The 24,673-nt window shown below is 49.6% G+C and carries 26 protein-coding genes; 5 read left to right on the forward strand and 21 right to left on the reverse strand.

What is annotated here, in order from left to right; translation table 11 throughout:
• Positions 1–13 precede the first annotated feature (13 nt).
• The 9 genes from ACJJI3_RS16465 to ACJJI3_RS16505 form a co-directional block, all read right to left on the reverse strand.
• Positions 14–757, reverse strand: coding sequence for a hypothetical protein (locus ACJJI3_RS16465; protein WP_444906748.1), 744 nt, complete (start codon positions 755–757; stop codon positions 14–16).
• 14 nt (positions 758–771) lie between these two features.
• On the reverse strand, positions 772–1,182 hold the full coding sequence (locus ACJJI3_RS16470) for an ACT domain-containing protein (RefSeq protein ID WP_444911866.1): 411 nt from the start codon (positions 1,180–1,182) through the stop codon (positions 772–774).
• A 359-nt stretch (positions 1,183–1,541) separates the two neighbouring features.
• Complete coding sequence (locus tag ACJJI3_RS16475; protein WP_444940311.1) at positions 1,542–2,216, reverse strand: hypothetical protein; 675 nt, start codon at positions 2,214–2,216, stop codon at positions 1,542–1,544.
• 45 nt (positions 2,217–2,261) lie between these two features.
• Positions 2,262–2,741, reverse strand: coding sequence for a hypothetical protein (locus ACJJI3_RS16480; RefSeq protein WP_282930498.1), 480 nt, complete (start codon positions 2,739–2,741; stop codon positions 2,262–2,264).
• 265 nt (positions 2,742–3,006) lie between these two features.
• Positions 3,007–3,471, reverse strand: a complete 465-nt coding sequence (locus ACJJI3_RS16485) for an ecotin family protein (protein ID WP_444940312.1) — start codon at positions 3,469–3,471, stop codon at positions 3,007–3,009.
• 44 nt (positions 3,472–3,515) lie between these two features.
• The gene (locus ACJJI3_RS16490) at positions 3,516–4,304 is read right to left on the reverse strand and encodes a hypothetical protein (protein WP_444940313.1); all 789 of its coding nucleotides are present in this window, start codon (positions 4,302–4,304) and stop codon (positions 3,516–3,518) included.
• Between the two features lie 42 nt (positions 4,305–4,346).
• Entirely contained in the window at positions 4,347–4,712 is a 366-nt protein-coding gene (locus tag ACJJI3_RS16495) for a hypothetical protein (RefSeq protein WP_444940314.1), read from the reverse strand.
• A 123-nt stretch (positions 4,713–4,835) separates the two neighbouring features.
• On the reverse strand, positions 4,836–5,522 hold the full coding sequence (locus ACJJI3_RS16500) for a thiol:disulfide interchange protein DsbA/DsbL (protein ID WP_413663932.1): 687 nt from the start codon (positions 5,520–5,522) through the stop codon (positions 4,836–4,838).
• Between the two features lie 229 nt (positions 5,523–5,751).
• Positions 5,752–6,411: a c-type cytochrome gene (locus tag ACJJI3_RS16505; RefSeq protein WP_444940315.1), complete on the reverse strand. Its 660-nt coding sequence runs from the start codon at positions 6,409–6,411 to the stop codon at positions 5,752–5,754.
• Positions 6,412–6,535: 124 nt separating this feature from the next.
• Here ACJJI3_RS16505 and yihA point away from each other — a divergent pair, with 124 nt between their 5' ends.
• Entirely contained in the window at positions 6,536–7,195 is a 660-nt protein-coding gene (gene yihA / locus ACJJI3_RS16510) for a ribosome biogenesis GTP-binding protein YihA/YsxC (RefSeq protein ID WP_444926359.1), read from the forward strand.
• 75 nt (positions 7,196–7,270) lie between these two features.
• On the opposite strand, the gene ACJJI3_RS16515 is transcribed toward yihA, so the two are convergent.
• The 4 genes from ACJJI3_RS16515 to polA all read right to left on the reverse strand — a co-directional run bounded on the left by ACJJI3_RS16515 (position 7,271) and on the right by polA (position 12,807).
• Positions 7,271–7,519 (reverse strand): hypothetical protein, encoded by a 249-nt coding sequence (locus ACJJI3_RS16515; protein ID WP_444940316.1) that lies wholly within the window; start codon positions 7,517–7,519, stop codon positions 7,271–7,273.
• Positions 7,497–7,955 (reverse strand): hypothetical protein, encoded by a 459-nt coding sequence (locus ACJJI3_RS16520; RefSeq protein WP_413663928.1) that lies wholly within the window; start codon positions 7,953–7,955, stop codon positions 7,497–7,499. The genes ACJJI3_RS16515 and ACJJI3_RS16520 overlap by 23 nt, the downstream gene beginning before the upstream one ends.
• 734 nt (positions 7,956–8,689) lie before the next feature.
• Positions 8,690–9,658 (reverse strand): ribose-phosphate diphosphokinase, encoded by a 969-nt coding sequence (locus tag ACJJI3_RS16525; RefSeq protein ID WP_444940317.1) that lies wholly within the window; start codon positions 9,656–9,658, stop codon positions 8,690–8,692.
• A gap of 410 nt (positions 9,659–10,068) precedes the next feature.
• Positions 10,069–12,807, reverse strand: a complete 2,739-nt coding sequence (gene polA, locus ACJJI3_RS16530) for a DNA polymerase I (RefSeq protein WP_444940318.1) — start codon at positions 12,805–12,807, stop codon at positions 10,069–10,071.
• Between the two features lie 334 nt (positions 12,808–13,141).
• Between polA and ACJJI3_RS16535 the strand changes: the two genes are divergently transcribed.
• On the forward strand, positions 13,142–13,435 hold the full coding sequence (locus ACJJI3_RS16535; protein WP_444940319.1) for a hypothetical protein: 294 nt from the start codon (positions 13,142–13,144) through the stop codon (positions 13,433–13,435).
• Between the two features lie 56 nt (positions 13,436–13,491).
• Here ACJJI3_RS16535 and ACJJI3_RS16540 read toward each other — a convergent pair whose 3' ends face one another.
• Complete coding sequence (locus tag ACJJI3_RS16540) at positions 13,492–14,394, reverse strand: metal ABC transporter substrate-binding protein (RefSeq protein ID WP_444940320.1); 903 nt, start codon at positions 14,392–14,394, stop codon at positions 13,492–13,494.
• Positions 14,395–14,515: 121 nt separating this feature from the next.
• On the opposite strand from ACJJI3_RS16540, the gene znuC reads away from it, so the two are divergent.
• The 3 genes from znuC (at position 14,516) to ACJJI3_RS16555 (ending at position 18,951) form a co-directional block, all read left to right on the forward strand.
• On the forward strand, positions 14,516–15,307 hold the full coding sequence (gene znuC, locus ACJJI3_RS16545) for a zinc ABC transporter ATP-binding protein ZnuC (protein WP_444942569.1): 792 nt from the start codon (positions 14,516–14,518) through the stop codon (positions 15,305–15,307).
• Positions 15,308–16,108: an iron chelate uptake ABC transporter family permease subunit gene (locus ACJJI3_RS16550; protein WP_444915084.1), complete on the forward strand. Its 801-nt coding sequence runs from the start codon at positions 15,308–15,310 to the stop codon at positions 16,106–16,108.
• 203 nt (positions 16,109–16,311) lie between these two features.
• On the forward strand, positions 16,312–18,951 hold the full coding sequence (locus tag ACJJI3_RS16555; protein ID WP_444940321.1) for a TonB-dependent receptor: 2,640 nt from the start codon (positions 16,312–16,314) through the stop codon (positions 18,949–18,951).
• 86 nt (positions 18,952–19,037) lie between these two features.
• Here the strand turns inward: ACJJI3_RS16555 and ACJJI3_RS16560 are convergent, their stop codons facing one another.
• The 7 genes from ACJJI3_RS16560 to ACJJI3_RS16590 form a co-directional block, all read right to left on the reverse strand.
• Positions 19,038–19,208, reverse strand: a complete 171-nt coding sequence (locus tag ACJJI3_RS16560) for a hypothetical protein (RefSeq protein ID WP_444906760.1) — start codon at positions 19,206–19,208, stop codon at positions 19,038–19,040.
• Positions 19,209–19,402: 194 nt separating this feature from the next.
• Positions 19,403–19,639 (reverse strand): hypothetical protein, encoded by a 237-nt coding sequence (locus ACJJI3_RS16565; RefSeq protein ID WP_444940322.1) that lies wholly within the window; start codon positions 19,637–19,639, stop codon positions 19,403–19,405.
• 85 nt (positions 19,640–19,724) lie between these two features.
• On the reverse strand, positions 19,725–20,921 hold the full coding sequence (locus tag ACJJI3_RS16570) for a dipeptidase (protein WP_444940323.1): 1,197 nt from the start codon (positions 20,919–20,921) through the stop codon (positions 19,725–19,727).
• Positions 20,922–21,118: 197 nt separating this feature from the next.
• Complete coding sequence (locus ACJJI3_RS16575; protein ID WP_444940324.1) at positions 21,119–21,910, reverse strand: CPBP family intramembrane glutamic endopeptidase; 792 nt, start codon at positions 21,908–21,910, stop codon at positions 21,119–21,121.
• A gap of 56 nt (positions 21,911–21,966) precedes the next feature.
• On the reverse strand, positions 21,967–22,635 hold the full coding sequence (locus tag ACJJI3_RS16580; protein WP_444940325.1) for an SCO family protein: 669 nt from the start codon (positions 22,633–22,635) through the stop codon (positions 21,967–21,969).
• Positions 22,636–22,642: 7 nt separating this feature from the next.
• Complete coding sequence (cyoE, locus tag ACJJI3_RS16585) at positions 22,643–23,536, reverse strand: heme o synthase (protein WP_444940326.1); 894 nt, start codon at positions 23,534–23,536, stop codon at positions 22,643–22,645.
• Positions 23,537–23,573: 37 nt separating this feature from the next.
• Positions 23,574–24,665, reverse strand: a complete 1,092-nt coding sequence (locus tag ACJJI3_RS16590) for a COX15/CtaA family protein (protein WP_444940327.1) — start codon at positions 24,663–24,665, stop codon at positions 23,574–23,576.
• Between the last annotated feature and the right edge of the window lie 8 nt (positions 24,666–24,673).

The following is a 24,673-nucleotide window of genomic DNA, read 5'->3' on the forward strand; positions in this document are numbered from 1 at the left end:
TCGCTAAACTCATCTATGCAGCCTTCCCCAAACCGGGGAACGCTTGTCCAACCGCATAAGCTACTTTCTCGTAGGCATTATCCGCACAAAAATCTCCATGAGCCGCAAGAAAGTGCAAAAACGGCTGCCTTAGGATTTGTTCGAAGTCGTACTTCAACCACAGCCTGGGATTTTTATCACTTGGTGTCACCCTTGCTCTCCAGGAGGGAGCAATCTGCATACCTCGGCGGATACCAGAAAACCTCAGCAGGTTTTTCCCAAACCAGGTACATCCATTCCATGACTGCCAGTACTGCAGGGCATCACAACTGACCAGTAGTCCGCCACTAAACGGGAGCCACAATACGGCCTCTGGAAACTGACTTTGGGAAAAGACAATAAAGCGCCCCCCCGGTATTGGACAAACATCCTCCTGTCGCAACACCTTATCTGCTTTTGGCGGATAAAAATCGGAGCCGCGCTGTGTCCAAAAGGTAAGATCAAAGTGGTCTCTGTAGTAGAGATCATCACGCCCATGGTGATAGCCGAGCCGTATCGCGTGACTCACACGCCCGAGATCTTTTAACTTTTCCTCCTGCTGTGGACGCAATCTGATGGGATTAATCAAGGTAAGGTGATCCTGCCAGCGAGCGATTCCCATATTGCGATTGATAGTGACCCCCGGCGCTAGTTTGATAGTTCCGGGAACATAAAAAAAATTAGGCAACAGTTGGCGAATCTCGCCGTGGGGCTCTGTGGGGGGATAGTTGATACGCACTGGCAGGCTACATATCAGCTATATTGAACTCGATTTCGAATACCGCGCAGAATTTTTACTGCAAATTCCGCGCGCTCATCAGGGACAAAAATGTGGTCACGGTGTAGTGTGGATACCACGCTGGTATCTATTCCAGCCTCCATTAATTCCTGGGCGACCACAGGAATAACCCGCACCGCATCAAGACCAGCCAGGATCTGCAAAGTGATTTGGCGAAAGGGGGCGCTTGCGGCAATATCTAATTGCCGAGCCGAACGTTGAGGCAGTATCACACTCATTCCCTCACCTTCTCGGAAGAAACACAAACTCTCTGACAAAATATCTGTAAACCGACTATCTGAAACCTGACAAAACACATAGATTTCATCGTGCAGCTTGGGATACAAAGTTCTCAATGCTCTCACTACGGATAGATCAGCTTTCATGCTTTCTTTGCCGTCTGGAAGTTTTCTCCAACCTGATTAATACGACCGGTTTCTACACGGTCGCACTGCTTTTGGATCAATCTTTCTGATTAATACCTGTCTTCAGGTGAAAATAGTCCAACTCTAAAACTACTTTTTGTGGGCTCTCTATTACCCGGCAGCATATTTTAATTTGGAAAAAATAAGATCACGCATTTTTTTAGAATTATTTTCCTAACAGAGCTGGCAGTTTAATAACTAAATATTTTTAAGAATTTTCCTAAAGCTTCGAGAAGTCGGGTTTTAGCTGGTGGAAAGTTAAAAATATATTGATGGGGTTAATTCTTATTGAGAGAAGTTGACCCAATGACTGTGAGAAGTTACGGATTTCTCAGCTCTTCACCATCAAATTCCGGTTCATTGGGCGCGGGAGTTGTATCCACTTCCGACGAATCCTGTTCAACCTCCCAGCTCTTCAGCACCGCGTCAATATCCTTTTCCAGGCGCACACGGGGAAATTTGGGGCAGGGTGAATCTCTATCTGGATCATGCCATGCAGATAGGGGGGCTACAAAAACTACATAGGATTTATGCAGGCGATTTCGTCCAATACTCACTTCTGTCCATGTTGTTTGCCAGGCAAACTTTCCCCTCACCGCATAGTCGCTTTCGTAGGATTTTAAAGTGAGAAAATAAGGATAAATCTTCCCTCGCTTGCAAATAATTCTGCGTCCGGTCTTTATATTGGCCATTTGAGTAAATGGATCAAAATACCAATTAATATCGTATCCAAATACGAATTGCATCTCTCCATTTTGCCTTAAAAAAGCGTAGGATCTCCCAGTGCCATCGGGCTTAAGACTCCAGACATGCCGCGCTTCACCATCGCGGGAAATCAGCCAGGCCCCAACCCATTGACTGGCATCGTAGCGTGATTTTGCATGCCAGCCTTCATTGAGTGTTTTTCGTTTCCCTTCACTGGCATTTGCACTTACGACAAAAATTAGCAGTGGCAGGAAGAGATAGAATTTTATCCATTCCCACCCACTACTCATCTTTTCCACGCACGGATTAAATAGCGTTCGCACGGAAGTAAGCTGCTAGCGACTGACAATATCCGGGCAACTTGCACCGGCCTTGGGGGTTCGCCAATCAGCTAACCGACGCTGAAAGCTCAGAAGTCCGCCGCCCGCCTGCAGCCAATGACGGCCATCAATCACTGCAAATAGGAGGGTGGCACGGCTCCAATCTCGAAATGCGACAGATACAACCCCGCCCTTACAGCGCACCGAGGTTCCAGTTTTAACTCGCACCCGGTCACCATCCAATTGCCAGTTAATGGCAAAACCATGGGTCAATAGGCCTTTGGCATTAAATCCATAGGCATATCCGGAGCCATCGGCATGCAGTTGCCACACTAATTGATCATCGCCTTCACTCACAACCAGCCAATTTCCCGCCCACTTTTGCTGGGCGGACTCCGCCGAGGCCCACATTGGTATCGCTAGGAAAATTGCTGTGACAAATGGAACAACCGGCTTGATAAAATGCCGCTTTGGTAAAAGACGCAAAAACTTCATGCGCTGCCCTACGGTATCGGCCCCAGTGCATTACAGGGGGCGGGTTATTCAAAAGACGACTGGGGAAGTCGCCAATTTTCCTTTCCGATTACGGGGCTAAAGCCTCACTTATCGGCATGAAAAAACGCTTCGGCGCTATTTTTCACATCCCTCGAAAAGTAAGGCTAGACGCAATTTACAACGGTGGCAGGTTAAACGTTAAAAATATTCAAATTTACGACAAATTCACAAAAAGAATGCCAAGTCATTTTTACCGGTAGTCCAACTATCTGGATTTTGCTTCGGAAAAATTCTTGTCTGCTCTCCACACCCGATACTTTAACTGCACGCCCTGTGGCAGATATATAACCATTGGCAACTTACTGCTATAAGGCAGCATCAAGCCATCACCGCGCACGGTGATAAATCGCCGGGATTCACTGCCTTGGGCACAGACCTTTTGCGTATCTGTGGTCGGGGTCAAGTCGGACAGGACATAGAAGGGGTAACCCCAGCCTGGGAGTATGTCCTTACGCAATGGGGCGCTAAAGCTTTGCAAGTTGCATTCCGCGACTTGGCTTTTTCCCGGTATCAACTCAACCCTAAAGCGACTTTCATCGACAACCTTGGGCAGCTTGATAACGTGACGTAACTTGCCATCAACCTCCTCTGGAAATGCATCCAGAGGCTCAGAACCGTGGCAATCCAGGGCCAGTAACAACATGAAGGCAGTGGCAACTAATTTTGACATGGTATGGCCTCACTACTGCGCCGGGAAATGGCGGACAAAACTTTTTAAAGTCTAGTTCGCTTTTGTCTTCGCAGTCCCCACCAGAGCAGCGCCCCCAAACCAATTGCCAAAGCAAACAGAGCGGCAGTCCATAGGTATCGCTCCTCCCCCATCGCAGGTGGCTCCAACTTGGAGTGGGCCAGATTGAGATCCGCCCGCAGATTTTGAAACGCGGCAATAACTTCTGTAGAACTGGCACCACCAATCAAGCCACCCCGTAATTGCTGCCATTGGACCTGAAGCTGCTCCACCAGTACCCTGTCACGAATCAGCAGCTCCTGTCGTAACGGCCTATACCCATCACGATAAGCCAGCATTAACTTACCGTATGCCGCTGTTATATCTCCTCCTCGATAGTCCGTCTCCGCCAGCTGCAGCAAGCCAATTGCGCTGATAAGAGGGGGGATCAGAGTGCGTACAAGGTGGGGGTTTCCGCGCCACCACATCAATGCTTGTTGCAGAGTTGGATCAAGTTCCGCCGGTTTAGTGGTCGCCATTCCCGGCAGTCCCAGTAAGCCGGGGTAACGGGTCGCCAAGTCGGAAGAGGGTGGCAACTGATTTGCCACTGGAAAAGCAGCGACAGTCACCGCTAATGCCCAGCGCTGTAGGCCGGTCAAGTCTCCATCAATGTCGACTGTGTGAATAGAGTCAGTTTCTGGGTCCAGGGTGTTATAAAGATCATAGAGACTGAACCCCGCCATTCTCTCGAGATCATTGAGGGCTGGGCCTTCATTACTACCCTCACCGTCGACACCGTGGCAGATGGCACACCGCTGCTGATAAACAGGCATCATAAAACCCGGCGAGGGCAAAGAGTAACTGGGTGACCGCTGCAGCTAATACAAAGCAGCAAGGCGGTCGGCGATTGCATTGGCTCGACGGCGCACCTCTGCGCCGGAATCCTTATTCTCAATCGCCTTACGCAAGTCCGAGAGGCTTTTCTGCAACCCCTGCCGACCAGGCCGATCGGGGAGCTGAGTGACCAGGCGCAGTACTTCTTCTACCTGTTGCTTCTGTAGTTCATACAGAGGAGTGTCCAGTCGCTGCCCGTTCTCTACAGCATCGTCGTAGTCTACCGCTATATAGGAGAGAAGATTGCTGGCCTGAGCGGCCACAGTATTGCTGCTTGAAGTGTCCTGGGCTGAAACAGGTGCGATTAAGCCAGCTAGGAGGGTAAACAGTAAAATCCATTTGAATCCCATTAGTGGCTTCCGGATCGGGCAAGGTTGATCGATGTTAGTAGCCTCTCGACAGATTGCGGGGCACCTTTCTTAGGGTAGAAATAAAAAACCCCGCTCGAGGCGGGGTTTCTGCAATCGGAAAGCTTAGCCGCGATCTGCTCGCTCTTTGGCAATCAGGTAATCCGCCACTTGCAGCATCAGCTCCTGGCCATTGCTCTTACCTTTATATCCGGGGAAAGAGGAACTGATGCGGTATTTGCCCGCAACAACTACTTCCGGGGTACCGGTCATTTTGTAAGCGCGCTGATTGGCCATGCCTTGCTTAACTTTGCTGTTGATAGCGAAGGAATTCATCAGCTTCGCAGCTTTGGCACCATCTTCACCATGCTTGTTAAACAGAGCCTCGATAGCCTTTAAGTCAGGCACCCAGTTGCGACCTTCGCGGACAGCCAGCATCTGGCGCTGAGTGTAGATGGTGTTAAAGATAGGCGTGTGCATCTTTTCCAGAACACCCATGGAATCTGCTACGTAGTAAAGGCGAGCGTGCACATCCATAACCGGCTGCCAAATTGCTGGCAATTTCAGCAGCGCAACATCGCTGGGCATCTTTTCTTTCCAGCGCTCCAGAGTTGGCTCAAAAGTGAAACAGTGGGCACAGCCGTACCAGAACATCTCAGTCACTTCGATCTTGTCGTTGCTCTTCTGTGGTACAGCCTGCGGCAATACTTCATAGTGCTGGCCCGCTTTAAACTCGCCACTTTCCTGGGCGCAGGCAACGAGGCTGAACATTACAGCAAAAACCATCGTGATCGGGGCGAGAAATGCTCTCATAAGTCTTCTCCAACTTTTATTTAGTGGTGCGAACGCCATCTAGCGGCGGGCTGTCGAGCCACTGAGGACACAATAGACAACGCAGATTATTTAAGTTCCCGGACCCTCGTGCAAGGGAACACTGCAAAAACTGCCTAGTACGTCTATGGAAAGCGGCTTTATGCTCAGACGGCAGGCACAAAAAAGGCCGGTTGCAGACCGGCCTCAGTGTACTCAAACCCTGTGACTATTAGTCAGTCAGGCCTGCGATATAGTTGGCCAGCGCCTTGATCTCTGCATCGGAGAGTTGCTTGGCCACGGTGCGCATAGTGCGAACTTCACCGTCATTGTTGCGGGTACCCGCACGGAATGCTTTCAGCTGGGCTTCGATGTACTCTGGATACTGACCGCCCAGACGAGGGTAACCCGCCGGTGCATTGCCCAGTCCAGCAGGTGAGTGGCATCCCATACAGGCGGGAACACCAGTCTCCATATTGCCACCACGGTAGATTTTACGTCCAAGCATCAGGCCGTCGACGTTCTCACCGTTGTTTAGCATCACGGAAATAGCCTCAGATCCGGTCAGCTGCATTGGCTGCGAGGCAAAGTAAGCGGCGATATCCTGCAGGTCCTGATCGTTGAAGTTGTCCAACTGACCGATCATTTGCGGCACATCGCGGGTTTTGCTTTTGATATCCTGTAACTGCTTAAACAGGTATTTTTCACCGAGTCCGGCAATCTTTGGAAAAGCCGGAGCAATACTGTTACCGTCTGCACCGTGGCAGGCTGCACATTGAGCGGCCTTTGCCTTGCCCGCAGCAGCGTCACCCGCAGCCAGCGCCAAGGGCACGGCGCCCAAGCCGAAAACTAAACCGAGTGCCAGAGCAGTGTTCTTGATAATGCTGTTCATACGTCGTCCCGTTGCGCGCTGAGAGATGGCGTTTCGCACCGCCCCCGATAGTCCTGCGACGCGAAAACGGCGGCATTATATACTTGCGCGCCAAGCGAGTGTACCGAATAAACAGACTTATACGATGTCAAATTCAGAATTTAAAGCCCAACCACCAAAACTGAACTACCGTTCCATACAATTTCTCACCAGTGCCCCCACCCTGACTGAGTGTCCGGAGGACTTTGGTGCCGAGGTGGCCTTTGCCGGTCGCTCCAATGCGGGGAAGTCCAGTGCCATCAATGCGCTCACGGAAAACAACAAGTTGGCGCGTACCTCTAAAACACCGGGACGCACCCAGTTGATCAACTTCTTTCGCCTCTCCGACCAGCAGCGCCTGGTGGATCTGCCTGGCTATGGCTTTGCCAAGGTCGCCCGCAGTATGAAAGATGAGTGGCAGCGCCATCTGGCCACCTACCTTGAGAAGCGAGAGTGCCTGCGTGGACTCGTGTTACTAATGGACATTCGCCAACCCCTCAAGGAATTCGATCTACATATGCTCACCTGGGCAGTAGAGGCCGAGCTCCCAGTGCACATCCTGCTAACCAAGGCCGACAAGTTGAAGAACGGTCCAGCCAACAACACTCGCTTTGCAGTGGAGAAGACCCTCAAGGAGCAGGGACTCAATCACGGGGTCACTCTGCAGATCTTCTCATCGACCAAAAAAACAGGCCTGGACAAACTCGAGCGCAAGCTCAATGAGTGGCTGGAAATCCCAGAGGAAGCCGCACCCTCCGACGATTGAACGAGCTGGGAGCCCGGGGGCAGCGCCCCCCGAGCAACACAAGCACTTCAATTTTTCTCACACCGGAGAAAATTCCTAAAAGTGAACTCCGGGCACACCAGTTGCCGCTGCTTTGCGCTTCTGTTCGGGGATCAGGGAGCGAAGCAGTACCCGGTGCAGCCGTCGGCGTGCCCCCGGAGTTAAACAATGCAATTCCTCTGCATGTAAGTACCTCTGCGCGAGAAGAGCGGCAAGGGTTTCTTCGTGTATGGCAATCGTCAACAGACGGGAATTGCCATCGGCATTCATCGTTTCATTCCCCTCAGTGCACTCTGTTTCCGCCATTGATACAGGCGGATATTCTGGCTGTGGAGAACTCGCGTACCTGCTGCTGTGTCTCTCCGGGGTAGAGTGAGCTGATGCAATCCGCCGCAACCCTTTGCTTATGGCTATCGCCCAACTCGCGGGCGAGTACTGAGCTGGCGCCGGCAAGTATGTAGTTTCGAAGTTTTTCATCACCCAGCTCCCGGTAGGCAGCCATTAACCAGATAGCGCTTTCACTAAAACGCGTTGCCGAAATGGCATAAGTTGGCCACTGCTTTTCCAGAAGAAAGCTGGCCAGATCGAAGGCGCATCCCAAATAAGGTATTGCTTCGGCGTAATTGCACTCTTCAAGCAAAAGCTTGCCGCGCTCAATCCAATCGAGCCATGCCTTTTCTGCACGATCCGTGTCAGCGGTCAACCATTGGCGATGGTTGGCACACAAGTAACGTAAATTCACCGATAACCCCCCATATTTGATTTAACTTAAAGATAATGCGAACCATTATCATTTGCAAGCGCATTCACGAGCAACTTTTGTTTTCTTCTGTGATGGAGTCATTTAATGAAATAAAAAAAGCCGGCAGATGGGGGCTGCCGGCTAGGGGACAGTGCCCTTGGGGTGGGGCACTTGTCAGACGCACCCAGGGGGACGGGTACGCCTGAGGGTTCTTTTCATCCCAAAATTTCTTTTCATGCTTCGATGGTAGGCTGAACTTTCATGCTTCCCAAGCGCATGTTTGAGCCTTTGGGTTAGACCTATGCCATGCCCCAAAATCGATTATGCCGGAAGTGGATAACAGGCAATGTAGTCGTGGGACCCAGGGGTAACTGTGAAAAACCTCTGCGGGAGTTTTGGGGAGAGCCAATCTAAGGGCCTGCTCGCCGCATACGAAAACTTAAAGTAGCTGAGCGGCTCACAAAACGATTTAAGCGCTTAATTCAAAAAGGAAAGGACAGATACCCCGATGAATGAAATTACAGAAATTCACGAAAGACATAAAAAAACCCCGGAGTTGGGGACCATCCGGGGTAGAAAAAGCTAAACGCTTTGGGGTTAGGGAGCAACAATGAACTGATTACTTGGATAGGCTCTTAAGCCCGATGGTTCCCGCTCCTTTGGTAAATAAGTGTAAACAAAATACGTGTTTTGGCGCCTCATACGTTCTTCTAAGTAAAGGCAGTCGATTTTTATCAAATTGTTAACTCAGCCACAGGCCCATTGCTGTGCAGGCGGCGAATACAATCTGCAATCAACGGCGCACAATCTATCCACTCACAGTTTCCTCGCAGCTGCGACTGAGGAAGAGAATTAGTCACCACAATTGATTCCACCGGCAAGCGCGCCATTGTTGTATGGGCATCGCGACTAAATTGTCCGTGGACACAAAACACCAAAATCCGCCTCGCTCCCGCTTTTATCACCGCGTCCACTGCCCGTGTAACTGTGTGGCCAGTAGCAAGTAAGTCATCGACGATAATGACCGTGGCATCCTTAACTTCCCCGATCAAAGTTCCCCCACTCAACAGAGCACCGCTGCGATACTTCTCCACAAATGCGCTAGCCACCGGCACCCCCAACTGATCCCCAAGGGCCAAACGGAATTTTTCTGCACGCTTTATCCCTCCTTCATCTGGAGACAAAACAACCAGGGGACCCGGGTCTCCGGACAGACGCATTCGCGCCACTTCAATCAACAGGGGGTTGGAAACCAGGTGAACGGTGCGGCAGCGGAATGCGTTCTCAAAGGCCGCCAGGGAGTGAACATCCATAGTCACGACTACATCCACTCCGGCGGCTTCCAGAAAACTGGCCAGATAGCGACTCGGCAGGGGGTCGCGCAACTTGGTTCGCCGCTCTTTTCGTGCATAGCAAAGGTAGGGGATGACCGCAGTCACTCTCGCGGCACCGGCATCGCGAAGCGCCCCAATGAAAAACAGGCAGCGCATAAGTTTCTGGTCAACACAGCTGCTGTTATCGGTGTACAGGGATTGGACCAGAAAAACATCCGCCCCTTCCACGTCATCCAGTGGCCGAACTTTGTGTTCGCCATCATCGAATTGACGCTCTTCATGGCGAGATACCGGTTCACCGAGACTCGCGGCGACACGTCCGGCGAAGTCTGCTCCCACATCGAGACTGAATAACTTAATGCGGCTCATAAGCTCAGTACCCTGCCTGGCGCCTCACACTCGCTAAGCGCCTTGCCCACGTTTTAATAGAAGTATGGACAGTGGAATTTAGGATCTGGAGTACTGCGGGTGTTGCAGTTGTTGCGGCTTGCGTAGATAGGGAGGATCAGAGCTGAAAAACAGGCAAAAAAATGCCCCGGACTTGGGGGAGTACCGGGGCAAACATCTGACTTCCTTGGGGGATGATGACGCATTCCAACGATCTTGCCTTTTTAGAGGGGCTGTCGCCGGAACAGTTCCACGGAATTTCAAAAAGATTGTAAAAACGCCTAACAAAACACAAAAATTGGCATTTTATTCATCCGTACCAACAAGAGCGCGCCAAATCATTCCGAGCAGCGCGCCCTACCCTCAATTCTTAGATGGTTTCTTCTGTCAAATTAGTGCGCCTGATCCCAATCTCGGCCCTGCCCCAGATCCACAATCAGGGGAACGTGGAGTTCTGCCGCGCCTTGCATCAATTCAACAATGCCATCGGCCACAATTTCGACCTCATCCTTGGGTACTTCAAGAACCAATTCATCGTGTACCTGCATAATCATCCGGGTCGCCAGCTTCTTCTCCCTGAGCCAGTTATCCACAGCGATCATGGCCCGCTTGATAATATCGGCGGCAGTACCCTGCATTGGCGCATTAATTGCGGTCCGCTCTGCTGCTTGGCGCTGCATGCCATTGCGTGAGTTAATTTCCGGCAGATAGAGACGGCGTCCAAACAGGGTTTCCACATAGCCCTTTTCTGCGGCCTGTGCACGGGTATCTTCCATATAGCGCAATACACCCGGGTAGCGCTCAAAGTAACGGTCGATATAAGTTTGGGCGTCAGCCCGGGGGATATCCAACTGCTTGGCCAGGCCAAAAGCCGACATGCCGTAAATCAAACCAAAGTTGATCGCTTTGGCCCGCCGGCGCTGCTCATCAGTCACCTCATCCTGAGCCACTTCAAAGACTTCTGCCGCCGTCGCGCGGTGAATATCTGCGCCTTGAGCAAATGCATCCACCAAACCTTTGTCCCCAGACAGGTGAGCCATAATACGCAGCTCAATTTGGGAGTAGTCCGCAGCGATGATCTCACTGCCACCATTGATTCTTGGGTCAACGGTGAAGGCCCGACGAATACGGCGCCCCTCCTCTGTACGAATGGGAATGTTCTGTAAGTTAGGGTCACTGGAGGACAGGCGCCCGGTAGCCGCTACTGCCTGGTGATAAGAAGTATGTACACGACCGCTCCCCGGGTCGATCATCTTTGGCAGTTTATCGGTGTAGGTATTCTTCAGTTTGGCCAGGCCGCGATACTGCATTATCAGTGCGGGCAGCTCGTGGTTGTGGGCCAATTCCTGCAATACAGCTTCAGCGGTAGAGGGCGCACCTTTGGGGGTCTTCTTGATCACTGGAATCTGCAGCTTTTCAAATAGGATCACTCCCAGCTGCTTGGTGGAGCCCAGATTGAACTCTTCGCCGGCTACTTCGTAAGCCTGCTGTTCCAGCTCTCGCATTCGCTGCTCAAGTTCAGCACTCTGCTCCGCCAACATCTTGGCATCGATATAAGCACCGTTACGCTCCATACGTGCCAAAACTGGTAGCAGGGGCATCTCAATTTCATCGAGTACCTTTACCAGAGTTGGCTCTCGCTCCAGACGCGCACTCAACTCATTGTGAAGACGCAGGGTGATATCTGCATCTTCAGCCGCATAGGGGCCCGCTTTGTCCAGCTCGATCTGGTTAAACGTCAGCTGTTTGGCGCCTTTACCGGCAATATCCTCGAAGTGAACCGTGTTCTCCCCCAGGTACTTGAGTGCGAGACTGTCCATATCGTGACGGCTGCCAGTGCTGTCCAGAACATAGGACTCCAACATGGTATCCCGTGCGATGCCGCGCAATTCAATATCGTAGTTGGCCAGGATATGACTGTCGTACTTCAGGTTCTGCCCCACCTTCTTGTGCTGTGGATCTTCCAGCAGGGGTTTGAGTTTGGCCAGCACCTCGTCAAACGGCAGCTGCTCTGGTGCACCCATATAGTCGTGGGCCAGGGGAACATAGGCTGCACGATAGAGCTCCACCGCGAAGGACACCCCCACTAATTTTGCCTGCATATAATTGAGGCTGGTGGTTTCCGTGTCGAAGGCAAAGATGTCTGAACTCTTCAGTTGTTCCAGCCAGGCATCGAACTCCGCCATTTCTGTGACGATGACGTAATCGCGCTCAACGGCTTCCGCCATGGCTTCTTCAGCCTCTTCACTGGTTAGCTCTTCTAACCAGCCGCGAAATTCATTCTGCGTGAATAGCTCAACCAGTGCCTCTGTATTGGGCTCTGAATTGTGCAGTTCCTGGGGGTGATAAGGCATCTCCACGTCGGTTTTGATAGTGGCGAGCTTATAGGAGAGTTCTGCCGCCTCGCGGTGCTCAGCCATCTTTTTGCCGAGGGTTTTTGAGCCACGGAACCCCAGCGGTGCAATGGCATCCAGGTCGGAATAAATGGTCTCCAAGCCTCCCAGATTCTGTAACAGTGCCAGAGCGGTTTTCTCACCCACACCAGGAACTCCGGGGATATTGTCTGATTTATCTCCCATCAGGGCGAGAAAATCGATAATCAGTTCTGGACCTACACCAAATTTCTTAGTCACGCCCTCGCTGTCCATTTCGGTATTGGACATGGTGTTAACCAAGGTAACGCCCGGACGCACCAGCTGTGCCATGTCTTTGTCGCCGGTGGAGATTATGACTTGCTGCCCCTGACTCTGGGCCTCCAGCGCCAGGGTGCCAATCACATCATCAGCTTCAACACCGTCGACCACCAAGCGCGGCAATCCCATAGCGTCGATGATGTCGTGAATGGGCTGAATCTGCTCACGCAAGTCATCTGGCATAGGAGGGCGATGGGATTTGTATTCGGCAAACATCTCATCGCGAAAAGTCTTGCCCTTGGCATCAAAAACAACCACTACAGGACTGCCTGGGTGCTCCTTGAGGTGGCGACGCAGCATACTGATTACACCGCGCACCGCACCAGTAGGCTTACCCTGGCTGGTGGTCAATGGCGGCAGCGCGTGAAAAGCGCGATAAAGGTAGGAGGAACCATCCACCAAAATCAACGGGGCGGCTGAGGTGTTTTGTTTACTCATAGACGATGAATTCTTGCTTGCTTAGTTTGGCGTTCAGGACGCGCGGCAGGCCGATAGGATAACGCCCTTCGCTCTGTTTTTCCGCTTACTGATTCTTTCCCGCCAGACACCGTAGGTAACCTCTGCACAAAAGCCCACTCGACTTACCCCGCCGATTAAAACTATCGGCGCATCGATCTCACCAAATCTCCAGGCTTGGCTAGTCTTGCCGGTAGCGACCTTATGCGTTCGCTACTCCCCGGAAATCAAATTGTCACAGGCTGCCCCCAGGCAGTCAGGGATCTTTTATTTCCAAAAAACTGTGCCACCCGATGTTGAAGGAAGGATTCGAAAGATGAGAGGAGTGATGCGTGCCACCCTGTTGCTTGCCGCAAGTATTTTTGCCATTTCGGCAAGTGCCGGCTCGGATTGCAGTGGAGAGCATACCGCTGAAGCCGAGGCGACTGATGAAATACACTCACAGCAGTCTGAGGTAGAAGGCCATGAGTTAATACTCAGGCAGGCTATCCGAGAGAGAGAAAATGATTTGCTGGAGAGACAAAAACAGCAGCTGGAGAAACTGCAAAAACAAGCGGAAAGAGATGCTGCCCGGGTAGAGAAACTACAGCAAATAACCAATCGTTCCTAGAAACCACCCTACCAAGTCCCGCCGCCCTCCCTGGGAAGGCGGGATACTTGGTGCCCTCAAGGAGCCTCTGATTTATCCTTGCTGCGGTCGGGAACCTGACTCAAGCAAGTGCGGGCTTGAGACAAGAGGGACTCTATTAATTCCCTGTAATCAGCATTTTCATTCAACTGATCTCCCAGCAGATCCAAAGCGGCGTAACGCAGCCCCAAATTTTCTGCCAACTGTTGATCTCGTTCATTAGCCGGCATATCTCCAAATAGACAGCCGTCGCCAATCTGTGACAAATCCAGCATTGCCTTGGCACCATAGCCCCCGCCACTGCCATCGCCCAGGGCATGGGTTTTCACTCCTGCGGAACCAAAAAAGTGACCATAGGCATCGTGCGTAACAACGATGGGAACTTCGCGATATCCGTACAAGGCCCGATCGAGTACTTTCTGCAAGTTGGCCATTGCACTGGAAAACTGCCGTGCACGCCCCATAAACAATTCCGCCTGCTGCGGCTGTAATTGTGCCAAGCGCTCAGCGATCTGCGCCGCTGCTATTGCCGCATTGCGGGGGCGCAGCCAGAGGTGGGGGTCGGTAGCACTGGCTCCCTTATATTCAAGGGTCTCTATATCCAGCAGCTGCATTTGCCGACCTGCTGGTAACAGCGCTGCCTGTTTTGCCAATACCCCCTCCATTTGTGGCCCCAGCCACACCAATAGTAAGGCGCGCTCAAGTGCAGCCCGATCGGAAACCGAAGGGGCATAATGGTGAGGATCTGCTCCCTCAACTAGCACCCGAACAGGAATATCCTCACCGGTTATTTCCCGGGCGATCAGGGCTAAAGGGCGCACGCTGACGACCAGCTCTCCACCACTGTCGGATTCCGGTTTGCTACAAGCCGGGAGAAAGAGCCCGAATAGAAGCACCGTGGAGATTGTAAAAAGACGTTTGAAGGGATACATCAGAGACATTAGGCGGCGAAAAATTGCGATATAATCACAACCAGCGCCAAGCTGCCAGCCTGGTTGTCCATATCCGGTAAAGAAGGTATGGAAGCAAACATCTTAAAGACTTCCCTGCGGAGATTGAATTCTGAATCCACCCCAGCCGCTTATCACAGCTGACAATATCGCCCTTCAGGTGGGCGGCAGACAGTTACTTAAAGATATTACAGTCGAATTGTCCCAGGGGGAGATTGTCACCTTAATAGGCCCTAATGGAGCCGGCAAAACCACTCTCCTTCGCCTTCTGCTGGGGCTCAGCCAGCCGACCCAGGGCCGCGTGTGGCGACAAACTGGGTTGCGTATTGGCTATATGCCCCAGCGGCTTCATATCGATAGCTCAATGCCCATGTCAGTTGAACGCTTCTTGCAACTTGGCCAATCGACCATGAAGCCCGAGCAAGCGCAGTCGGCATTGGACAGGGTGGGCGCAGGGCAGCTTAGAGGCGCCTCTCTGGCAAATCTATCTGGTGGAGAAATGCAGCGGGTCTTACTCGCTCGTGCCGCATCGCGCAAACCTCAGCTGCTGGTCCTTGATGAACCCACTCAGGGAGTCGATATCGGTGGTCAAAGTGAGTTGTACCAGTTAATTGCCACTCTGCGCGACGAGCTCGGCTGCGGTGTGTTACTGGTTTCCCACGACCTTCATTTAGTTATGGCTGCAACCGACCGGGTCCTTTGTTTGAACCAGCATATCTGCTGTCACGGACACCCGGAGCAAGTAAGCCGCCACCCTGCCTATCTGGAATTATTTGGGGACAAGGTCGCCCCCTATACCCACCAACATAACCACCAACATAAATTAAGTGGAGATATTGCGCCCGCAAGCAGCTGCAATCATCAACACACTCACACAAATACAAAAAACAAAGAGCAAAAATAAGTGGTCGATTTCGGCGAATTACTGCACAGCCAATTTCTCTGGTACGCCCTCGCCGCCGGCCTTATGGTCGCTGTTGTCAGCGGCCCTTTGGGCTGCTTCGCCGTGTGGAGACGCATGGCCTATTTCGGCGACACCCTGGCTCACTCAGCCCTTCTCGGAGTGACGCTGGGTTTTGTACTTCAAATTATGCCAACGGTGGCTGTCGGTATTACTTGCTGTGTACTGGCACTGCTGCTGATGTATTTACAGCAACGCCAAAAGCTCGCTGTAGATACCCTGCTTGGCATACTGTCCCACTCCATGCTGGCACTGGGTATTGTCACCGTCAGTTTCTTCAAGATTAAGGTGGATCTCTTATCCCTGTTGCTGGGAGACTTACTCGCGGTCAGTGGCCAGGACCTGGTACTGATGGCCATTGCCGCCGCCACAATCCTGGGACTGCTTTATTTCCTGTGGGAACAGTTACTGGCTTTCACCCTGCACGAGGAATTAGCTTCAGTGGAAGGTGTCCCTATCGAGCGACTGCGAGTCGCTCTGATGTTGATGCTGGCAATACTGATTGCGATCGCAATGAAAGTTGTCGGGGTTCTGTTAATTACCGCCCTGCTGATTATTCCCGCGGCTACCGCGCGAAAACTGTCGCACACTCCAGAGCGTATGGCGGTGCTGGCCTCATTGCTGGGATGCTTAGCGGTAGTGCTCGGCCTTCTTGCCTCTATCCTGTGGAATACACCCGCGGGCCCCTCCATTGTTCTGGCCGCAGCACTGTTCTTCCTCACTTCACAACTGCGAGCCAGCTAAAGGTGGCCTGCCGGTTAATCTCATCCTAATTTCTTATTTTATTTCGTTATTTGTCGCACATTGTCGCGTAAATCTACCCATTGGTGAGATGCCTGTCACCGTTTATCGCAATAAGCTGATGCTTAGCCGCTAGCTAATTGTGTCAATTTTCCGTCGTTGCTAGTGTTGCCCGACGACCAGCCGTATTAGGCCGGTCACCAATAATGACAAAAAAATGGACGCACAACGATATGGAAAAGTTCTCTCTTCGTCGCAAGGTATTAACTACAGCCATAGTGGCGGCAACCGCTGCCACTAGCCCACAAACACTCTTTGCCGCCGAGGATCAGGCGATGGAAGAAGTAGCCGTTGTGGGTTCCCGTATTAGTCGCAACGCTGAATTTGAAACAGCTACCCCGATCCAGGTAATGGATCGCGATGCCATCGAAAAGTCCGGCTACACGAACTTGCAGCAGCTTTTTGAGAAAAACCCCGCTGCAGGTAATGGCACCTTCTCAACCCGGGGTAACAACCAGGACTCTACCGCTAACGGGGCTGCCGCTGTGAGCCTGCGCGGTATGGGTGCCGACGCCACTTTAGTACTGGTAAATGGCCGCCGGGTGGCTATCAGCGCATTTGCCGAGAGCATCACTACCAACTTTGTGGATATCAACAGTGTGCCCCTTGCCGCGATTGAGCGGGTCGAAGTCCTAAAGGATGGCGCCTCCGCAATTTACGGTTCCGATGCCGTTGCCGGTGTGGTCAATCTGGTGTTACGTAGGGACTTTGAAGGTACTGAGGTATCCGTAGATTACGGTGGTGCCGATGGCTATGACGAGCAATCCATGTCCGCCGTCTGGGGCATCAATGGGGATGACTCAAACTTGACTGTTATTTTTGACCACCATAAAAACAGCCGCCTATCCAGCACCGAACGCAGTGGTTTGGATACCGCTAACCAATCCGGCCGTGGCGGTATGGACTTCCGCTCCTCCAGGGGCTATCCCGGTAGCTTCAATGTGGGCGGTACCTTTGTTTCCGACCCCAGCTGTCCCGAAGAGCGCGATACCGGTGAAGTCTGCGTCTATGACTACGGCCCCTGGACCCTGATCACACCCGAAGCTGAGCGCACAGGTCTATTAATGCTGGGCCATACCCAGTTGGCCGAAAACGTGGAGTTCTTTAGCGAGGTCGCTGTTCAGCACAATACCTCCGTAGCCCAGGGTGCACCTACTCCCCTCGATGGCGACGCGGGTCTCTATGTACTGGCAGATCATCCCAATAACCCATTCGGCGAAGATGTGGATATTTACCGCTATCGTACCGTGGATGCAGGCGCCCGCCAGTGGGATATCGAAACCGATAACTTGCGCGGTGTCTTCGGCCTGCGCGGCTCTGTCGCCGACTGGGACTGGGAGGCTTCTGTGCAGCGCTCCCGCAGTGAAACCACCCAGACCGGTGACCGCTCCCAGGGCTGGGTGCGTACGGACCTGTTACAGGAGCAGATTAATGCCGGTAACTACAATCCGTTTGGCGGGGTTCAGAACCCGGACTCGGTCATTGATGCCATCACCACCAGCCTGGTCCGCCAAGGTAAGTCCGACCTCACCAGCTATAACTTCTCAGTCAATGGAGATTTAGTCGATACTGCCAGTGGCACCATCGCTATGGCCGCAGGCCTGGAATACCGGGAGGAAAAGGCTTCCGATATCCCTGATGACCAGTTCCAGCGCGGTTTGATCTTCGGTACCGAATCCGTATCCGCCAGTGCCAGCCGGGATATCTCCTCAGCTTATGTGGAAGTTGCTATCCCCCTTCCTGCCAGGTTCGATCTGACTGTGGCCGCCCGTTACGATGATTACAGCGACTTTGGCAGCACCACCAATCCAATGGCAAATCTGCTGTGGACAGTAACCGACCAGCTATCCTTCCGAACCTCTTGGGGTACCGGTTTCCGCGCGCCTTCCCTGGCGCAGGTCGGCTTAGGCCCGTCACAAGAGTCCTTATTCTTCGCTGATACCTATGGCTGTGAAGTTAACGATGCCTACTGTGCAAAGACCGACTACACCATTGTCTTCTCCGGCAACCCGGATCTGGATGCAGAGGAGTCAGAATCCTTCAACATCGGCGCTGTTTACGAGCCCATAGAAGACCTGCGACTATCTCTGGATTATTGGAATATCACCCAGGAAGGTAAGATTGACGAGGTCCCCTTCGGCTATATCTACAGTCTCTATTGCTGGGATCAAGACAGCACCGTGTGCCGCCGCGATACCCCGATTGATGGTGAAACCCTTGGCGCCCTGCAATCTATCGACAGCAGCTTCACCAATATTGGTGAACAGGACGTATCGGGCGTCGACCTAAGTATTGTCTACAGCGGATTTGAGCTAGTGGGCGGAGAGCTTGGCCTGCGCCTGGATTACTCTTACCTGGCAGAATTTGAGCGTGTTGAACTGAATTCCAGCGGCGACGCATTTATCACCCGCGATCTGGCCGGTGAATATGAGTATCCACAACACCGTTGGAACGCTACCGCTGACTGGACCTTTGACACCTTCGGATTTAGTGCCGGGCTCAGCTACATTGGTGAGTTCGAGGATACTCCGGATATCGATTTCGACGGGACACTCGACTATGACAGCAATAACTCCCGCACCGTAGACTCTTTCCTGACCATGAATATGCAGGCCCGTTATACCGGCTTCGAGAATATGGTGTTGAGCCTGGGTGCGGATAATGTCTTCGATGAAGAACCGCCCTTCGCTATCGGGGATGGCGACGGAGACCTCTATGGTTATGTACAGTCACAACACGATCCCCGTGGTCGCTTTATCTACGGCAAGATGACTTATAGCTTCTAAGTTTTTTGTAAACCATAAAAATTACAAAGGGGAAGCATTAGGCTTCCCCTTTGTAATTCCTAACTAAGAGTAGTTAAGGACGACAATCATTTTTCTACGCCATTCTTCCGCACTCTTATTGCTGCCGACTCCAAAGAAATACGCTGTTTAGTCAATTCTTGCCCTGCCTTTCGAAACTCACGAATGCCCAGTAGAATTCCTATTAACTCAAAAAGCGAAACCGCCACTCCAATCAATAACAGATAAATTTCAGGCACAACTATCTCCTGCGAGCTAGCAAAGCCGTCACTTTGAAATAGATGCCCAGTGTCAGAATAGTGGGAACCCAAAGTGCGGTAAAAATTCCTTGCTCCTTATAACCGCTAAACCACAAACTCGCGGATAATATCAAAGAGATTAAAACTGCCAGTAAGATAAAGAAATCTGATACTTTGAGCACGCACCATATCCTCTAATCTTCATCAAATTCCCAGAATCCAATTGCCGCCATCAGCAAACCAAAAACTGTAATACCAGCTGGAATCCGCATCCACAATACGCCAAAAACGTCCAGCATTGAGGGAATAAATGAAAGAAATCCTAAAATTCCCCATAAAAAGAAAATACCGGCAATCGACAATCCAGTCCAACCCACCATCAATCGTACTTTCTTAGATCGAAAATAACCGGCCAAAAGCATTTTCTGCATTAATAATACAAAACAAACGGGCTTTGCCCGTTTGAACATTATTGACAGAATAGTGCAGCCTCAGCTGGTTAGAGGAGTGTGAGTCTCATCCTTTATTGCGCTTGGCGTAATCTTCACTAGCTTGCCAAACTCTAACTAAATTTCCGCCTAGAATTTTTTTAATGTCCTGCTTGCTATACCCACGCTTTAGCAGGCCTTCAACCAAATTAGGATATTGAGAGACGTCTTTTAAGCCGACGGGCAAGCTATCTCCGACACCGTCAAAATCCGATCCAATGCCTATATGATCCACTCCCACTAAATCACGAATATGGTCGAAATGATCAAGAACATCTTCCAAATCTGCATAAATGAACTTCTCAGCTGAAAGCTTATCGGAGTACTCCTCAACTTCCTTACTATCTTTGGCTAAACCCTTTTCTTTAACAAATTTCTCAACCTGATCAGTTATTTCACGATATGAATTCAGTGAATCACCACTAATAAAAGTAGAGCCAAAATTCACCATGATGATACCGCCGTTGTCAGCCAACGCCTTTATCATTTCATCATTCATATTTCGTTCAAATCCCGGCGTAAAATGCCTTGCCGAAGAGTGTGAAGCGATAACAGGAACAGCGGATAAATCAACAACTTGCCAAAAAGCTGCATCTGATACGTGGGAAATATCGATCATTACTCCCATCCGATTCATCTCTCGTACCAAGCGCTTTCCGAATGCACTCAAGCCTTCCCAGGGCCTGTTTTTATCATACGAGGAATCAGAGATATGATTGCTCTTTGAGTGGGCTAAGGTAATGTACCTCACCCCTCTATCAGAGAAATACTTTAAATTGGCAAGATCCCCCTCAATAGGAGCCCCGTTCTCTATACCCAAAGGTAAGGAAATTAAGCCGGCATCGACTTGCTTTTGTAGATCATTTATTGACTTAGGTATTGCAAACTTATCCGGGTGCTGTTTGACCATTGCTTCCACTTTATCAATCAAAGTATCTGCATACGATTTGGCAATACCCTCATCCTCCTTTTCTGCTGGGACATAAATAGACATAAAGGGGGCATTTAGTCCACCTGCTTTAGCTCGAGGGTAATCAAAGTCTCCCTTATCCGTGCTAAGTCCAACATCTTCTTCAGCTTGTTCGAGACGATAGGGAACATCTACATGTCCATCAACAATCAAATACTCTTGAACCAGCTCTTGAGCTAGATCTTTACCTTCAACTGCAAATACAGGGTTGCAAGTTAGTGCACATAATGTCCCAACTAAAAAATAATTTTTCAAATGACAATCTCCCTATTTGTATGAATATATCTAGAAAATTTACCGTAGATGGTGCTCATCTAGAATCACATTTCTTAAATACATTAGTTTGATTTATTAATCTACAAAGATTAAATCGTTGTCTTTATTATAACTGCAGATTGGCTGAATCTTAGGGATAACAATAAAACAATGATCCAAAGCAGATGATATATGGCCTAGCCGGGTAACGGGTAAGGCAACAAGAGCATATGCAAAAGATTTACCCCCCAATGCGTCATTACGCATATCCAAAAATTCTGCCGCAATGTCCAAATCAATGCATAACAGATTGAGGCGACTATCAATAATAGAACTGCGGAGATATCTGTTGACCACCCTCCATGTAGAAGCACAAACACCGTAGCTACAACTGGTACGGATAACCAGCGCCAGCGTCCTAATAGTTCTTCGGTACCCCGCTGTAATATCCACCGGAAGAACCCCTCTTCAGAAATGCAAACAATTACTAAGTTTATCATTACCGCAACGGCGATAGTGCCAGTAAATTTTATCGAAGGCGTATATAGGAGTAGACCCAATGCAACAGGAGTAAATATAGCCAATAAAAGATAGGGTAAGTCCGTAAAACGGAAGGTCTGCTTCATGCGCAACATAAAAGCCAATAAGGCAATAGCAATAACTGCTTTACCGCTGTTTATGCTGGCATAGATAAGATTACCACTTGCATCTGTATAGGGTGGCAATACCTGGATATGTTCACTACCGGGAAGCAAATTTAACCCCGATACCAGCATTAGAACTGCTACAGAAAGAAAAGACAACGCTCTCGGCCAACTGCTAGTAGACTCTATTGTTCGCAGGAAAATCCAGATTAAAGGGGCTATAAGCCCACTCCAGCCAAAAGGAATTATACAAAGTGATAGCAAGATAGGTGCAGCCCAAGGACTCACCATACCAGATGGTGTCTGATCTCCTCTTCTCCTTAAAGTAGCAACTTCATTTTGCATCGATTGGCCCAGAATTAATATCTAATTTGATAACAATAGCTCATGCGATTCCTTCACTATCCATTAAAGGTCGCTCGTATTGAACGATAGGTCAACTTCATTTTCGCAGGATCTAGAGGTGCCTTAAAAAAGGCGTGATAATGTCCTCTAGGATTAATTAATACAACTTGAGATCCATGATCGATAGTATAACCGCCCTCAGCAAGAGAAACTTTATTAAAAGGTACATTTAGCTGAGTGGCAAATTTCTTCAGCTTAAAAAAATCACCGGTAATACCACGAAATTCAGAATTAAAATAACGGACATATTGGCCCAACTGTACCGGCTTGTCTCTACTTGGGTCAACCGAGACGAGTACTACGTCTGTAGATGCTCTGGTACTTTCGTCTAAAGTTTTATAAAAATTATTAAGTGTAGATAGAGTTGTTGGACAGATATCTGGACAGTGGGTAAACCCAAAAAATACCAGAGTCCACTTACCTTGAAAGTCTTTAGTATAGAAATCTCTACTGTCATCAGACAATAATTGTATATCTTCTATGATTCTTGGTCTCTGCAGTTTTACAGTGCCATTAATTCTAAGTTCCTCATCAGTAATAATACGAGGCTGTCCGAGCTTATGTATAAATCCAGCAAGCACAGCAAGAATCAATACTAGAAGAACAATAACGGTAATTCTAATTCCACGTTTCTGTTTATCGATGGCAGAATATTGATTTTCCACTTTTCCCTCACACCTCGATTAAATAATGATCTAATAGCATGATAAAAAATAGTGCCATTAAATAAATTATTGAATATTTGAAAGTCTCCATGCCAGCATTGGGATCTTTTCCAATGAGCATTACAAGGCTCCAATAAACAAAACCAAATCCAAGTACGACAGCTCCCAGCAAATATAACCACCCAAACATCGCGGTGGCAAAGGGCAATAGGCTAACGGCCAGTAAAATAAAGGTATACAAAACTATATTTAGGTTTGTATAGGGTATTCCATGTGTAACCGGCAACATAGGAACATCAGCTTTTGCATACTCTTCTTTTCTATGTACGGCAAGGGCCCAAAAGTGTGGAGGAGTCCAAGCAAAAATAATCAATACTAACAACAATGCATGCCCATGCACTTCCCCAGTAACCGCAGTCCATCCCAGTAGGGGCGGAGCGGCTCCTGCAAGCCCGCCAATAACAATGTTTTGTGGTGTGGCGCGTTTCAGGAACATGGTGTAAATCACCGCATATCCGAGAAGAGATATTAAGGTTAGCCAAGCGGTAAGGGCATTTACAAAAACCAACAGGATAAACATTCCTGTCACACCCAAGATAAGAGCAAAAGCAACCGCTTTAACTGGCTCAAGCCGTCCTTTCGCAATCGGGCGATTACTGGTACGAGCCATTTTTGTATCAATATGACGATCAACTAAATGATTTACTGCCGCAGCACTACCCGCACAAAATGCAATTCCCAAATTACCAAATACTAAAATATCTAGCGGCACCATTCCTGGAACAGCTAAAAACATTCCAATAACAGAAGTTAACAGCATAAGCATAACTACTCGAGGCTTAGTAAGCTCATAGTAGTCCCGCCATTGAATTTGATGTATTCCCGTGGAGTTTATGGCCATATTCGCACCTATTTTTATATTTATATACGCTTAGTATCTAATTAAGATTGGATACGGTAGTTAAACCTTCTCCCCGCTCTATTACTTCCACATCGACTACCTCTTGTTTATTTATAATGACGGCATTCATTGTGTATATTCGATAACAAAAAGTTAGCAAACTAAGAAGTAGAAGAGCTGCACCAGCATTGTGTGCCACAGCAATCCCTAATGGTAGAGACATAACAACATTTGCTATTCCCAAGCTGACTTGAAGAAGTAGTACCCCGGTAAGCCATAATGACCAACCTCTCAATCCATATCTCCAAGCTAAAACTGAAAGAATAAGTACAATTGCTGTTGTAATCAGTGCTCCAATACGATGGGCAAGATGTATGGCTGTACGTGCATCATTCTCTAATGCACCACCTAAATAATTTGGGCCAATTTGTTGAAAAATATTAAAGCCTTCTACAAAGTTTGCCTGTGGCCACCATTGGTTATGACAAGTTGGAAAATCTGGACAGGCTAAAGCTGCGTAATTAGAGCTGGTCCAACCGCCGAGTCCAATCTGTAGAATTACTATTGCAACGGCAGTCAGAGCAAGTAGCCGTAATCGCCTTATTCCCGGCAAATACCTGCTATGTAATTGTCTAGGTTTATCAGCCAACCTTTCACAGAGAATCCACAACATAGATAATGTTGCCATTCCACCTAATAGATGAGCAGTAACTACCTGCGGCCAAAGCTTCAAGGTTACCGTCCACATCCCAAAAGCAGCTTGCAGTATAATAATAATTAAAAGAATATGTGTTTGCTTAAAGGTTGGAGCTTGCCGATCTCTCCAAGCAAGATAAGTGAGTAATACAACGAATAAAAGTAAAGTTCCTGCAAAGTATCTATGAACCATTTCCGGCCAAGTTTTACTAACATCTACCGGAGAGTCCGGAAAAATCATATTGGCCGTTTTAATTTCTTTTATATCGTTCGGCCAGGTGAGATGACCATAACAACCAGGCCAGTCTGGACAGCCCAAACCGGCATCCACCAGTCTAGTAAATGCACCTAGAACAACAACTACGACAGCTAGCATACAGGCCGCCCAGGTAATGATATGTCGCCAATTCTTAGGGGTTTCTTGTTTAGACACTACTGAAA

The sequence above is a fragment of the Microbulbifer maximicatervae (SeqCode) genome (genome assembly GCF_052466985.1).